Raw genomic sequence first — 13,409 nt, forward strand, 5'->3', positions numbered from 1 at the left:
TGATGAGAATAAGTATATTCAGTTAATAAACTCTTGCCCAAGCCAAGAATGGCGGGACACTCTAAATGCTCGCTATGCAAATTATAAAAGGCACAAGGGGTAAAGTAAGTTCATAACAAGCCGGGATAACGGACTAACGCCGTTCCCCGCCAAGCCATTATCAACCATAAAGCGCATAAATATGTACGAAGAATTTTTAGAAAAGAGCCTCAATAATAAGAGGCAGGCAGTAGATGATACTTTTATTGCCAAATACGCCGATTTGTCCTACCCCGAACTGAATACTTTATGGCAGGAAGTCGGGCTGGGCAGTTATTGTAATGGGCTGTTTAAGCTTATCAATCCGTCCGATTACCAAGATGTGATAAACTCCTGTTATGAGAAGGAAGATGACAAATCGTTTCTGCCATTCATGTGTACGGCTTTCGGCGATGTCTTTGCCTATGTAAAGAACCCAAGACTGAATAATTACGTTGTTTATCTGAATGTCAGATACGGAACATATTTAATACTTCCTGCCAATCTTCGTGCAATTTTTAATAAGGTAATGGTAAATCAAAGTTTCTTGAAAGGTTGGTTTGACTTAGAAAATTATCCTGTAATACAAGAGAAACTCGGAACTCCCGACAATGACGAATGTTTCGGGTATTCCCTACTGTTGGCTATGGGAGGAAGTGAGGACATTGAAAACATCAAGATAGTCAAGACTATTCCGTACATTGACATCTGCACACAAACAATCGGTGAATTTGAAGTTGCAGATAAATATTGAGTATAGAACTGGTTGATAACAACGCAGGATAACGGACGAGCCGTTCCCTGCTAACCATTACCAACAAATAGCGTACATATATGAATGATGTAACAAAAGTAAGAATAGTATATGAATGTAGCATAATAGGTATTGTTTTGCTGACATTCTTAAAAGGTATGTTCCCATACATGGGAGCATGGTGGCGAGTAGCCCTTATTGCTTCACTTGTAGGATTGTGGTTTTCACTATCTTATCTGAAACAGCATAATTATAAATGGGGGTTCAATTACATAGGAAATCATTTATACATTAACCTCTTATTGAAAGTACAGAAGTGGTTTCAGAACGCTACAATCATAGCCTTATTGATACCTGTATTCTTAAAAGACCTCTTGTATAATCAATATTGCTTAGTAGCATATATATTGCTTGTAGGTATGTTCTTGGGCGTGAAGCTGGCTACTTACACAGTAGAGTACGCTATATATAAAAGTAAATTCATTGGTAACAAGGAAAGATAACCCCTGAATGGTGTTCCTTTCCAAACCATTAGATGTAATTATATGACATGAAAATCTATGAGAATAAAATATTGAGAATACTTGGATTTATTTTTATTTGGATTTATGTATTCGGTGTGGGCATTTGCTTTGCTGCAAAATGGTATGCTATTGGAATATCAGGAGCTATCTTATTGGTTGTTTGGTTAAATTCCGGACTTATTGGTGATACTATTTATAAATATAGAGTAAAACAGGCTACAAAACAAATAAAAAGGTATGGAATACAATTATTTGTTGATTTAAACCAATGTAAAGTCACTACACAGAAATGGAATACCAAGAAATCAAGGATGCAAGAGCCTATCTTTCGGATATTCCATACATGGGAAATCCAATTTTGGAATGGTGTCAGTGGCTATTTATTCCCTGACATTTATCATAGTGAACAAATCGTGTCCACTACAATATACACCGTAACGTACACAACCAAATACAATGGAAAGACAAAAACATTTCGCAGTGATGTAATCTTGAAGGAAAAAGTTTCATTGGAAATACTATTGCAACACTATGAAATGACAACGATTTACATAAATCCGAAGAATGACAATCAATATTATTTTGATTTGGATTTTCTAAAATAGATACAGCTAACAACGCAGGATAACGGCAAGTCGTTCCCTGCTAACCATTAAATAAACAATGAGTTCGCCTACTATCTTTTATAATCTTGGGAAAATTACAGTTTGGCTTTGGTACAGACTGATTAAAAAGAAGAAATTCAAATACAAGGATATGATATTCCAATATCCGGGTTGGTTGTTTTGGGTTATCGGCTTGGGAATTGGAGTATTAATAATAGTATGCGGTTATTTTCTGCTTATCCGGCTTGAAAACCAAAGAACAATATGAGTAGCCTTATCACAGCAAAGAGATTTGGAAAAGTTCTAATATGGGTATGGAACAGATATATAAAGAAAGCCGCCATTCCTTTTGAAGAACTTGATTTCCATTACCTCGATTGGGCTTTCATTATTACAGGTTGTATCTTTTTCGGGGTTGTGGCAGGTGTTACCCTGCTTTATTTTGCTTTTATAAAACAATAGACTATTAACAATGAAAGCCCAACTAAAATACCCGATATTCAGCTTTGCCCCCAAAGGCAACATGATATACGTGTTTCGCAAGGAAGAACTGTACACAACGACCAATACCAAGTTGTTGAAGAAGCGGAAGAACTACATTGTTGTGGATGCAACCGGGACGAAATATGTTGAAAAGGGGGCGCACAAAGTGAAGTGGCAAGGGATGTTGGGATATTGTATCAGGATGCAGGGACGTGTGATTTCCATTGAATACGAGTACGGGGACAACCCCGAACCGTTCCCGTTACGGAAACTGCAAGAACTGGTAGCGGAACGATACCCCAAGACACGGTGGTTCAAGGAAGAATGCTGGAACAGCGCAGACGAGTTCCGGCAAGTGATTTTCGCCTGCAAGACCTTTGAGGAAGTGGCGGACATACTGATGCCCGAACGAAAAACGAGCGTTTGGCAACGCATTGAAGAATATTTCCTGCGGGCAGGTTTTCTTATGCTTGCCGCCATGTTCCTTTATCACGTGGTTTGGCGGCTAATCCAAAAGGTCTGGCTATGGGCTACCGGGTAACGTACAGGAAACAAATCAATTTATTCAGATATGGAACAACGGATTACACCACTATTGCTTCCCACTCCCGAAGCGGAGTTGGAAGCGTCCTGCAAGGAACTGGACGAAAAGGTAACATGGCTGCTGCACAACAGCCGGAAAATGGACAACTACTTGGAACTTGAACCGTTCAGCAAGGACGGGCGGCTGTGCGCCCACGTGTGCGACACGCTCAAAAGCCTGCCGGAAACGCCGACACTGGCGGCGTACAAGGACTACAAGGCAATCATCATTCTGCTGGGTATGTCCACCACACATTACGCCATACTGGACGAACTGGCGGAACAGCACCGCAAGCGGGACGACATACCCGAACTGACCGCCTACTGCGATGCGCTCCACTGGATGCGACCGGGACGGCAGTACCTATGCAACGTATACAACACGGTATGCCACGCTTTCCACCTGCTGCGGAGAAACCCGGTAAGGGACAACCGCCTGCTGGTGACGGAAAAGGAGCTGCGCCACGCCGAACGGATGCTGCCGGAACTGGGCAGGCAGACGTTCACCGAAATGGTACGTCTGAAAGGCTACATGGTCTATGATGCCGAGCAACTGGCGGACAAATGCGGCATGGAATACGGCTCGTTCCGGCGAAAGGTAAAGAAAATGACCGGGTACACGGCTAAGGAATGGGTGATAAAGGAACGGGTAAAAGACGTGGAACACTACCTGATGAACACAAACCTCACGCTTACCGAAGTGGCGTTCACCACCGGGTTCGCATCGACATCGAACCTGAACGACTTCTGCAAGGCGTATCTTTTAGATACCCCCGGAGAAATACGCAGAAAAGCGCAGGAAACAAGAAAATGCACAGTTACAAGAACGTAATGTGAAAAATCAAGAATAAAACAGATTTTTTATGCCCGTAACTTTGTGCTTCATAAAAGATAAGCACAAGATTATGGAACATAAGATACCGTTGGAAACATACTTCGCCGGACTGCTTCAAAAAGTGGAATGGCAGATACAGGAATACGAGGACACCGCAGCGGACACGCTGACGCTCTGCCGCCTGTGCGTGGACTACCTGCAAGAGATACTGGGCGAACTCAAAACCTTTATAATCTCCTACCCGTTCGCCAGCACGGAAGAAGAAATACACTTCTTCAAGGAACTGAAACCGCTTTTAGCGAGCAAAATCATCTATTACAACACCGTTTACAAGATAGAGGTGCGCTTCCCCAGCGGCAGCGAGGACGTGCAGCGGGACTACCTGCTGTCGGAAACCGACCGGATTTCAAAGTCGTTCCAGCGGAACTTGGCGTTCTACCAGTACCACCGCACGAAAGCCACCTACTTGGACAGGCAGTATTTCATGCGTGGGAAGCCTGACATACAAATCATTGTGGACAGTTTCTATTACGAAACAGACCCACAGTTCAGCACCAGTCACGACTTCAAGGTAGCCAAGATTTTAGCCAACGAACTGCTGGAAATATACCTCACCAACCGACTGCACGAACTGGAACGCCGGGAACAGCGCAAGCGGGTGAAGAACGGCTTCACAGGAAAGGTGCTACGCTGGACGGGGACGAAAAGGGCGTTGGTGGAGCTTGTCTATGCACTGGACGCCTGCGGCTGTCTGAACAAGGGAACGGTTGATATTAAGGAGATTGTAGCCTATTTTGAATACGTTTTCGACATCGACCTCGGCGACTTCTACCATACCTACATGGAACTCAAAGCCAAGACCAAAGACCGCACAGGCTTCCTCTCCACCCTGAAAGACAGGTTGCTGCTGCGCATGAGGGAACAGGATTAGGCAACCGTTCTTTAACAAAATTTATTTCGCCACAGGTGGGTTCGCCTGTGGCGTTTTATTTTTCAGGACACCCGAACTTTGCGGCAAATCAATTAGTTACCATTATGGAAATAATAACATTCGAGTCCAAAGCCTACAAGGAACTGGACAACAAAATTACTGCCATTGCCGATTACATATTCAATCATGTAGAAAAGGCAAAACAAAGTGAAGAAGATATGTGGGTGGACAGCTACGAGGTCTGCACGTTCCTGAAAATAAGCGAAAAGACCCTGCAACGCCTGCGGGTATCGGGGACTATCGCCTATTCCAACATCAGGGGACGTTATTTCTACAAGGTCAGCGAGATACGCCGGATGCTGGAAGAACGTTTGATTAGGAGCAACAAAGAGAACATCGACAACCTGATAACCAACCACCAACTGTATGCTAAGGAAAGAGGAAATCTTAGAAAGAACAAGTAACGGGCTGGCGGTATTCAAACACTACCTGCCCGGAAACTGGCGCATAGGTCGCAACTTCCTTAACCCGCTGTACGAGGACAGCAAGGCTTCCTGCAACATCTACTTCGACCGCCGGGGCGGTATCTACAAGATGAAAGACTTCGGCAACGACAGTTACAGCGGCGACTGCTTCTTCCTCGTGGGGCAGTTAAAGGGGCTGGACTGCAACCGGGCGGCTGACTTCGTGGAGATACTGGAAATCATCGACCGGGATTTGGGCTTGGGGCTGGCTTCCGGCACTCCGGTTTCCGTTCCCCCGGCAACCGTCCGCCGGGCAGAGCCGGACAAACCCGAAGAAAAGCCCGAAAAGCCCGTCAAGCCCTACCAGTTCCGGGAACAGAAATTTCCGCTTGCCGAACTGGTGTACTGGCAACAGTACGGCATCACGCCCGAACTGCTGGAACATTACAAGGTCTGCTCGCTCCGGGAATACAACAGCGAAACGGCAGAGGGCAAACCGTACACCTACACTTCATCGGTGGCAGAACCCATGTACGGCTACAAGGGCAAACAGTACATCAAGCTGTACCGCCCGTTCTCCACGCCCCGCTTCCTCTATGGCGGCAGCTTCGGCGAAAACTACTGTTTCGGGCTGGAGCAACTGCCCGCCAAAGGCGACACGCTATTCATCACGGGCGGCGAGAAAGACGTGCTTTCGCTGGCGGCGCATGGTTTTCACGCTATCTGCTTCAACAGTGAAACGGTGACGATACCGCCAACGCTGGTTTATCGGCTGACGTTCCGCTTCAAGCACATCGTCCTGCTCTTTGACATGGACAAGACGGGCAGGGAAAGCTCACGCAAGCAGGAAAAACTATTGGAAGAATTTGGCGTGAAACGCCTGCTGCTCCCGCTTCCGGGAACGAAAGAGGAAAAGGACATATCCGACTACTTCAAAGCCGGGAACACCCGTGAAGATTTCCTGAAACTGTTTATCGAATTTTTAGACAACCTGTATAGCGACACATTGATTATGCTTAAATCATGCGAGATAGATTTCAACAACCCGCCCGCCAAAGCGCAAGAGATTATTTCGGCGGGTGACGTTCCGTTAGGAACACAAGGCAACCTGTTCGGCATCACCGGGGGCGAGGGAACGGGCAAGAGCAATTATGTAGCCGCAATCGTGGCGGGCTGCATCTGCCCGGCTGGTGCGGAAGTAGATACACTGGGCGTACAGATAACCGCCAACGGCAGGCACAAGGCGGTCTTGCTCTATGATACCGAACAGTCGGAAGTGCAACTGTTCAAGAATGTAAGCAACCTGCTGGCACGTGCTAAACAGCCGGACAAACCCGATGAGCTGAAAGCGTTCTGCCTGACGGGTATGTCACGCAAGGAACGCTTGAACGCCATTGTGCAGAGCATGGATAAGTTCTACTACCAGTACGGCGGCATCCAGTTGGTCGTCATTGACGGCATCGCCGACCTTGTTAAGAGTGCCAACGATGAAGCGGAAAGCGTGGCGGTGATAGATGAACTTTATCGGCTGGCTGGCATCTACAACACGTGTATTCTGTGCGTGCTGCATTTCGTCCCCAACGGTTTGAAGCTGCGGGGACATTTGGGCAGCGAGTTGCAGCGCAAGGCGGCTACAATCCTTTCGATAGAGAAAGACGATGAACCCGCCCAGTCGGTAGTGAAAGCCCTGAAAGTAAGGGACGGAAGCCCGCTGGACGTGCCGCTGATGCTCTTTGCATGGGACAAGGAAGCCGGGATGCACGTGTACAAGGGCGAGAAGCCCCGTGAGGAAAAGGAGAAACGCAAGGAAAGGGAACTGGTGAATGTCGCACGTGACATCTTCGGGCGGCAGACACGCATCACCTACATAGACCTTTGCGAGCAGTTGCAGCAGGTCTTGGACATCAAGGAACGCACCGCAAAGAGCTATATCCGCTTCATGCGGGAAAGGGACATCATCACCAAAGACACGGCGAACCAAAGCTGTTTTGTCATCGGTTCATATAATCTTCGATGGAACACAGGTTGTCCATAAACGTATGGATAAAACTTGTGTAATTCATGTGCTTGTGTCCTGCCCTGTTGTGAAACACGGCAGGATTTTTTCTGTTTGCACGTGAAAATTCAGGGTATTTGCTTAACTTTGCAGAAGTTACACGAAAAAAGTAACGGCAGTTGGACGGCGGTTGCCGGAATATTGCCTTTATATATAACATATACGTTCGCCGAACGTCCCAAAGTAGAAAACTGGCACTTTTCAAAATGTGGGGATATTCAGCGCAGGATATGCTATGCGTTTGTCATAGCGTGGCTGCACTGTTTCCACATTTGGGTATGCCAGTACCTCTACTTTGAAACAGCGTCATGCCACGCTTTCTTTTTGAGGTGGCGGCTAACGTGCAAAGACAGTAGGGATTTATATCACTTTAATACCTGACAATATGGAACAAATCAAAGCGCACATCGCCGTATCGCTGGACGGGCATACCGCCACACCGGACTATGAACTGGACTGGATGCCCCGTGAGGTCAAGGAACTGGCGGCAAGGGAACACGCCGCCGCAAGCTGCCTGCTTATGGGGGCGAACACCTACAACTACATCTTTGAACACTGGGGCGGGTGGCCGCACAAAAGCAAGCGGTCTTTTGTGGTGTCACACTACGACACCAACGTGACGCCGGACTGCGGCGTGGAGTTCCTGACCGAAGAACCGCTGCAAAGGGTCTATGAACTTAAACAGGAAACCGACATACTGGTGGTGGGCGGTGGTAAGCTGCTTACTTCATTGATTAAAGCCGGGTTGCTGGACAGCCTGACAATATACACCGTCCCGGTCATGGCGGGCAAAGGCATCGGCTTTATCGGGGAAACATTCGGCTCACATTGGAAACTCTCGGAAAGCAGGGTGCTGGATAACGGGGTGGTCTGTTCGACCTACCTGTTTGGCGGGAGCGTATAAAAAAATGCGCCCGGTTCCCGCCGGGCGCAACCACTAAAATTTCAATTATTATAAGTTGTAAAACCTATCACAATGAAATTTCAGTGGCAAAGATAGGCTATTTCTTCGGTTTCGCTTTCTTTTCGGGGAATGAAAAACCGACATTGAACTGCTCGTCCAGCAACAGCGAAGCATCGAAAGCCTTGCCGTTCTTGCCCTTGAAGCCCTTGATTAGCCCGGTCTTGCGTTTCGTCACCAACTCGACAATCTGCTTGTCGGAAAGCTGCTTGTCGCACTTGTTGCGGAATATGGTAAGCGTGCAATCCACGTTGGAACACTTCGCCACTTTCGGGTAGAACAGGATGCGTCCGCTACCGCATTTCGGGCAGGGGCAGGTTTCACCGCCCGCAACAGATAATTGTACCGAAAGCAGTTCCGCCGTGATTTGGGCGGCGTACACCTCGATACCCTTTCGGAACGTATCGGCATCCATGCTGCCCGCTTCTATCTTGGAAAGGGCGGTTTCCCACATACCCGTCATTTCGACATCGGCAATCTTCTTGTCCTTGACAATCTTGTAAACGGCAAGCCCCTTGTCAGTAGGCACAAGGTTCTTCTTCTCACGCACGATGTACTGGCGGGCGAACAGCGTTTCGATAATCGCCGCACGGGTGGCGGGTGTGCCTATCCCGGCATCTTTCAGGCTGGCTTTCAGTTCGGCATCTTCCAGTTCCTTTCCGGCGTTTTCCATTGCCGCAAGCAGGCTGCTTTCCGTGTGCAGCGGTTTCGGCTTGGTCTGCTTCTCCAACAGTTCCACGTTGAAAATCGGCAGGCTTTCGCCCTCTTGAAGTGGCGGCAGGCTGGCGGCTTCTTCGTCCCCGCCCGTTTCCTGCTCGCCGAACACGGCACGCCAGCCTGCTACTTTCATCACAGCCCCTTTTACCGTGAAGTCGGTATCTCCAGCCGACAATATGGCGGTGGTAACGTCTTTCACGCACTTGCCCGAAAAGGCTTCCAGCATACGCCCGGCTACCAGCTCGTAAACCGCCCGCTCGTCTTTGGAGAGTTCGCCGGGCAGGTTCTCGGTAACGATTAAGGCGTGGTGGTCGGTCACTTTGCCGTCATTCACGCTACGGCGGTTCAGGGGTGTGCCGTCCAGCCCGGCGGCATACCCGGCAAAGCGGGGGTATTGCCCCAGCAGGGCGACACGCTCCGGCATTTCATCGAAAACGTCCTCCGATATATAGCGGCTTCCGGTTCTCGGGTAGGACATCACTTTCTTTTCATACAGGCTTTGCGCTATGGAAAGCGTCTTGTCAGCCGAGAAGTTCAGCTTCGTGTTCGCTTCCTTTTGCAGCGTGGTAAGGTCGTACAAAAGCGGCGGTTCTTGGCAGGCTTCTTTCCTCTCAACGGATTTAACCACAAGTTGCCCGGCATCCTTTACCCGTTGCAGGGCGGCTATGGCTTCGGGCTGCTGTTCCCACTTGGCGGTCGATTGGGCGGTAAAATTTATTCCCCCGCTGGCGGTCGCCGCTTTGAGTTGCCAAAACTTGGCGGGTACGAAATTCTTGTTCTCCAAATAGCGGCTGCATATCATCACGAGCGTGGGTGTCTGTACCCTGCCCAGCGAGAACACCCCCTGCCCGGCGGCAACGCTCAACGCTTGGGTGGCGTTTATCCCTATCAGCCAGTCCGCTTCGCTGCGGGACTTGGCAGAGAAATAGAGGTTATCGTAACGCTCTCCCGGCTGCAAGTTATCCAGCCCCTCACGGATTGCCTTGTCGGTAAGGCTACTTATCCACAGGCGCACAAATGGTTTCCGACAATTCAGGTAATGGAAGATATAGCGGAAGATTAACTCACCCTCACGTCCGGCATCGGTGGCGACAATAATCCGGTCGCACTGGTCGAACACTTCCTTTATCACTTTCAACTGTTTCAGCACGCCGGGGTCTGCCTTGTAGCCTTTCTCCGCTTTCACCTGACGGGGGATTAGCTGGAAATCGGGCGGCAGTATGGGCAGGCTCTCCCGGCGGAAGTTCGCCACGCCGTAGGCTTCCGGCATGGCAAGCTGGATTAAGTGGCCGAACGCCCATGTCACCATATACCCGTTGCCGGAAAGATAACCGTCATTACGCCCGGTCGCACCGATGATGCGGGCGATGTCCTTTGCCACGCTGGGCTTCTCTGCTATCAATGCAATCATAATTCTTTACTTTTTAAGGTGGGTACTACATTTTCATTCCTCTGGACTTCTTGGGCTTGTCCGCTTTCAGGCTCTTGTCCTGCGCCTTGTCCTGCTTCTCTTTCTGCTTGGCGGTGGGCTTGTCCTGACCCTGTTTCAGCGGCTCTTTGCCCTGCTTGGTGGCTTCGTTGGTCTTGCCCCCCGAATTGACCGCTACCTGCGTCCGGCTCTCGGCGGCGGGGGTAACGTCTTTCGGCTGCACCTTGTCGGGGGATTTGCCCTGTACGCCGGGCTGCACATGACCGTTGAACTCAACGCCCTTTCCGTCCTTTATCCCGGCTACCTGCTGTTCTGCGGGCTGCTGTCCCTGCTGCAAGAACTGGACGGCGGCACGGGGCAGGAACTCCAAGCCACGCTCCACCGCACTGACCTGCAAATAGGCACTGCGCTTCGTGCCGTCCCTGAATTGCAGGTTTTCCATTTTCACCGCTTGCCCGGCTTCAAAGGCGGCTTTCTGTTCCGGGCTGACTTGCACGTTACAGATTGTATCGGGGCATTTCCATTTGTCAGCCCGCATGTATTCCAGTTCGTGCGTGTACCTGTCCCGGCTGACAAACACGGGGATTTGCTCGCCGCTTTTCGGGTCTTTGATTTCAGCGATGCCGCCCAAGTTGCCAGTGCCTTGCAAGTTGCCCTGTTCCTGCTTGGTGAACCCGTGTTCATGGAACGGGCGTTGCAACAGCTTTTCGTCCTGCTGCACGCCGTGCAGCTTGGGTATTACCGTGCCGTCCTTTGCCTGATAGAAAGAGAGCTTGACATCGGTAGGTTTGAGGTAGAAGCCGCCCACCGTCCCCGAAACGGTGTAGGTATTTCGGGACTTGTAGCCACGCATCACCCGGTCGAAGTCCTTCGTGTTTTTCAGGGTGTCGGCGGTGATGCCGACTTTTTTCAGGTTCTCCCAGTCGATTTTTGCCGGGTCGAAGCGGTAACCCTGCTTGAACTCGTGGAAGTCGGGCTTCGGAACTCGAAGCATTTCAGCCCGCTTGTCGCCCTCCGGTGTAGGGTTGCGGTGGTTTTCCTCGATTGCCTTTGCGTCCTGCTCCGCTTTGGAAGCCTTGACGCTGAACAGTTCCAGCCCGGAAGTGTCCTGATACTTGCGGTAGAAGTTGGAAATGAAGTTGCTGAACACATCGCTGTTCTTGTCCACCTGCATGAACTCGCCACCGTGTGTCGGCGGTACGGTCTGCAAATTGCCCTCCTTGTTGATACCCTTAACGGCACTCACCTTTCCCTGCTGTTTATCCAAGACCAGCAGCACGTCTTTTTCCTGCCCCTCTGCGGGCGGGGTCATTCTGTTTGCCATAAATAATTGGAATTTTAGTGGTTACGGGAATAGTCCCGCCCAAAGGTAGCGACTAAATATGCTATATTTGGACGGGCGGCAAGGGCTGTCCGAATTTGTCCTGCGGTGTCCCGATTTGTCCGGGTGGGATGAAATTCCGCAACCATTGGTTGCGGAATTGAAAAGGGCATAAAAAAAGAGAGTGAATGATTTCACTCTCTTTCGATGAACCCTTTGTGAACCCTTTGGTCGTTTTTTGAAATAGCTAAAACTCAAGTAATTTGCATATTTTGCAAAAGAAAATCATTCGAGTATGAACCATATGTGAACCCTTTAATGGATTAGCGGGGAACACTGTTTAAGCGTCATCGCGCTTCGTTAGTAATCTGTTATTGCACTCGTTTCAAATCCCCGATAGATTGGAGTGACATTTCTATGTAGGGAATAGTTTTTAGAATATGGATGTTATCTATTGCTTCTTTACCACCCAATGCCGATACAAGACATGGAGATTATAGAATAAAAATAATTCATCTTTCTTATTATCAGTCATTTGAATATTTTCTGTTTTTCTCTATTTTTGCCATTTTCTGTTATTCAGTACACTTTGAAATATCATTTTCTTTTGTACCTTTGCATCCGCAGAAAACAAAAGAAAATCAACTATTTAGTGTAATTACCCGGTTACGGCACCTAAATCGAGATAAAACCTCTAAACAATGGCAATGTTAGAAAATAAAACGAAAGAAAACCCCAAGCTGGAGCAAAATAAGCTCTCGGACGGTAGAATAAGCCTTTACTTAGAGTATTATTTCCTCCTCAAATTATTAAAAGTAATACTGTCAAAAAGAAATACCTTTTATTCTTACTCTTTTCGCCAGTACTTATATCTTGCAGTCAACAGAAAAAAGTTTAGTACGGTTTGGATATATAGACAAAAAACAGACTAAACTCCAAACATGGAAATTCAGATATTTTTTATACATTTCTCTTATATACAAATGATAGCCGAATTCAATTCATATATGAGTAACATAGACATAGACTTCTTCAAGGAGTTGTGTCTGAAACATGGAGAGTTACGACATTATAAAAAGAATGAGTTTATTCTCCATGAAGGTGATACCTGTTCTTTCTTCGGGTTTATCTTATCAGGCGTAGTCAAATACAGTTGCACCAACCGGACAGAAAACAAGCCGTATAATGTCGGTTTTTCCTTTCCAAATGAATTTATAGCCGATTATCCCACTTGCTTATATGGCATGAAATCAGAATTGAATATACAGGCGATAATCCCGTGCGAGATTTACATCTGTTCTTCTACATTCTTACAGCAAAAATTCAAGGAAAATAATGAAAACCAACGGATAGCCCGTATTGCAGCCGAACAGATGTTTTTCCAATCATATTCACGTTATTTGGATTTATTCAGATTCACACCGGAAGAGCGTTACCTCCAACTTTTAAAAAAATGCCCTGCAATCCTTCAAATGGTATCACTAAAAGAAATAGCATCCTACCTTAAAATTACACCCATACACATGAGCCGAATCAGACGCAAGCAAAGTTTTGACAACAAAAAATAAACATAGGTTTAGAAATTTACATTCATAACAATATTCCAAGAGTATCTTAATCTGCCAAAGAATTCTTCTTTTTATCTTTGTCTTATGGGGACTTCTATAAATTAAATCCCTGATTATAAGTTGCATAAGCGGATAAAATGCTTATATTTGCAGAAACAGAC

Annotated in this window: 13 protein-coding genes; 11 read left to right on the forward strand and 2 right to left on the reverse strand. The window is 47.7% G+C overall.

Annotation, left to right across the window (positions count from 1 at the left end; genetic code table 11):
* Positions 1 to 181 precede the first annotated feature (181 nt).
* The 10 genes from AB5217_RS24285 (at position 182) to AB5217_RS24330 (ending at position 8,156) form a co-directional block, all read left to right on the forward strand.
* On the forward strand, positions 182 to 772 hold the full coding sequence (locus AB5217_RS24285) for a T6SS immunity protein Tdi1 domain-containing protein (protein ID WP_032535959.1): 591 nt from the start codon (positions 182 to 184) through the stop codon (positions 770 to 772).
* Positions 773 to 852: 80 nt separating this feature from the next.
* Entirely contained in the window at positions 853 to 1,275 is a 423-nt protein-coding gene (locus AB5217_RS24290) for a hypothetical protein (protein ID WP_004329681.1), read from the forward strand.
* 47 nt (positions 1,276 to 1,322) lie between these two features.
* Positions 1,323 to 1,901 carry a hypothetical protein gene (locus tag AB5217_RS24295; RefSeq protein WP_117721674.1) on the forward strand — a complete coding sequence of 193 codons (579 nt, stop codon included), beginning with the start codon at positions 1,323 to 1,325 and terminating at the stop codon, positions 1,899 to 1,901.
* 264 nt (positions 1,902 to 2,165) lie between these two features.
* Positions 2,166 to 2,363 carry a hypothetical protein gene (locus tag AB5217_RS24300; RefSeq protein WP_117721672.1) on the forward strand — a complete coding sequence of 66 codons (198 nt, stop codon included), beginning with the start codon at positions 2,166 to 2,168 and terminating at the stop codon, positions 2,361 to 2,363.
* Positions 2,364 to 2,373: 10 nt separating this feature from the next.
* Complete coding sequence (locus AB5217_RS24305) at positions 2,374 to 2,925, forward strand: hypothetical protein (protein ID WP_117721671.1); 552 nt, start codon at positions 2,374 to 2,376, stop codon at positions 2,923 to 2,925.
* A gap of 30 nt (positions 2,926 to 2,955) precedes the next feature.
* Entirely contained in the window at positions 2,956 to 3,798 is an 843-nt protein-coding gene (locus tag AB5217_RS24310; protein WP_117945572.1) for a helix-turn-helix domain-containing protein, read from the forward strand.
* Between the two features lie 31 nt (positions 3,799 to 3,829).
* Positions 3,830 to 4,732, forward strand: coding sequence for an RteC domain-containing protein (locus tag AB5217_RS24315; protein WP_118023843.1), 903 nt, complete (start codon positions 3,830 to 3,832; stop codon positions 4,730 to 4,732).
* 104 nt (positions 4,733 to 4,836) lie between these two features.
* Positions 4,837 to 5,196, forward strand: a complete 360-nt coding sequence (locus AB5217_RS24320; protein WP_004309986.1) for a helix-turn-helix domain-containing protein — start codon at positions 4,837 to 4,839, stop codon at positions 5,194 to 5,196.
* Complete coding sequence (locus AB5217_RS24325; RefSeq protein WP_118023844.1) at positions 5,159 to 7,231, forward strand: bifunctional DNA primase/helicase; 2,073 nt, start codon at positions 5,159 to 5,161, stop codon at positions 7,229 to 7,231. Before AB5217_RS24320 ends, AB5217_RS24325 begins: the two co-directional genes overlap by 38 nt.
* A 406-nt stretch (positions 7,232 to 7,637) precedes the next feature.
* Positions 7,638 to 8,156, forward strand: coding sequence for a dihydrofolate reductase family protein (locus AB5217_RS24330; protein ID WP_118023845.1), 519 nt, complete (start codon positions 7,638 to 7,640; stop codon positions 8,154 to 8,156).
* Between the two features lie 97 nt (positions 8,157 to 8,253).
* On the opposite strand, the gene AB5217_RS24335 is transcribed toward AB5217_RS24330, so the two are convergent.
* Together AB5217_RS24335 and AB5217_RS24340 are read right to left on the reverse strand one after the other, a co-directional pair.
* On the reverse strand, positions 8,254 to 10,341 hold the full coding sequence (locus tag AB5217_RS24335; protein WP_118023846.1) for a type IA DNA topoisomerase: 2,088 nt from the start codon (positions 10,339 to 10,341) through the stop codon (positions 8,254 to 8,256).
* A gap of 25 nt (positions 10,342 to 10,366) precedes the next feature.
* The gene (locus AB5217_RS24340; RefSeq protein ID WP_122134149.1) at positions 10,367 to 11,683 is read right to left on the reverse strand and encodes a DUF4099 domain-containing protein; all 1,317 of its coding nucleotides are present in this window, start codon (positions 11,681 to 11,683) and stop codon (positions 10,367 to 10,369) included.
* A gap of 938 nt (positions 11,684 to 12,621) precedes the next feature.
* Here AB5217_RS24340 and AB5217_RS24345 point away from each other — a divergent pair.
* On the forward strand, positions 12,622 to 13,248 hold the full coding sequence (locus AB5217_RS24345; protein WP_368112812.1) for a Crp/Fnr family transcriptional regulator: 627 nt from the start codon (positions 12,622 to 12,624) through the stop codon (positions 13,246 to 13,248).
* Positions 13,249 to 13,409 lie beyond the last annotated feature (161 nt).

It is taken from the genome of Bacteroides sp. MSSM.1001136sp1_RTP21357st2_D2_RTP21359_211015, from assembly GCF_040913205.1.
Lineage (GTDB): Bacteria > Bacteroidota > Bacteroidia > Bacteroidales > Bacteroidaceae > Bacteroides > Bacteroides ovatus.

What these genes read in the sequence shown, in the direction of transcription:
- AB5217_RS24310 (WP_117945572.1), top strand. Translation starts at nt 2,956, where the DNA reads ATGGAACAACGGATTACACCACTATTGCTTCCCACTCCCGAAGCGGAG.
- AB5217_RS24315 (WP_118023843.1), top strand. Translation starts at nt 3,830, where the DNA reads ATGCCCGTAACTTTGTGCTTCATAAAAGATAAGCACAAGATTATGGAA.
- AB5217_RS24295 (WP_117721674.1), top strand. Translation starts at nt 1,323, where the DNA reads ATGAAAATCTATGAGAATAAAATATTGAGAATACTTGGATTTATTTTT.
- AB5217_RS24285 (WP_032535959.1), top strand. Translation starts at nt 182, where the DNA reads ATGTACGAAGAATTTTTAGAAAAGAGCCTCAATAATAAGAGGCAGGCA.
- AB5217_RS24320 (WP_004309986.1), top strand. Translation starts at nt 4,837, where the DNA reads ATGGAAATAATAACATTCGAGTCCAAAGCCTACAAGGAACTGGACAAC.
- AB5217_RS24330 (WP_118023845.1), top strand. Translation starts at nt 7,638, where the DNA reads ATGGAACAAATCAAAGCGCACATCGCCGTATCGCTGGACGGGCATACC.
- AB5217_RS24345 (WP_368112812.1), top strand. Translation starts at nt 12,622, where the DNA reads ATGGAAATTCAGATATTTTTTATACATTTCTCTTATATACAAATGATA.
- AB5217_RS24335 (WP_118023846.1), bottom strand. Translation starts at nt 10,341, where the DNA reads ATGATTGCATTGATAGCAGAGAAGCCCAGCGTGGCAAAGGACATCGCC.
- AB5217_RS24300 (WP_117721672.1), top strand. Translation starts at nt 2,166, where the DNA reads ATGAGTAGCCTTATCACAGCAAAGAGATTTGGAAAAGTTCTAATATGG.
- AB5217_RS24340 (WP_122134149.1), bottom strand. Translation starts at nt 11,683, where the DNA reads ATGGCAAACAGAATGACCCCGCCCGCAGAGGGGCAGGAAAAAGACGTG.
- AB5217_RS24290 (WP_004329681.1), top strand. Translation starts at nt 853, where the DNA reads ATGAATGATGTAACAAAAGTAAGAATAGTATATGAATGTAGCATAATA.
- AB5217_RS24325 (WP_118023844.1), top strand. Translation starts at nt 5,159, where the DNA reads ATGCTAAGGAAAGAGGAAATCTTAGAAAGAACAAGTAACGGGCTGGCG.
- AB5217_RS24305 (WP_117721671.1), top strand. Translation starts at nt 2,374, where the DNA reads ATGAAAGCCCAACTAAAATACCCGATATTCAGCTTTGCCCCCAAAGGC.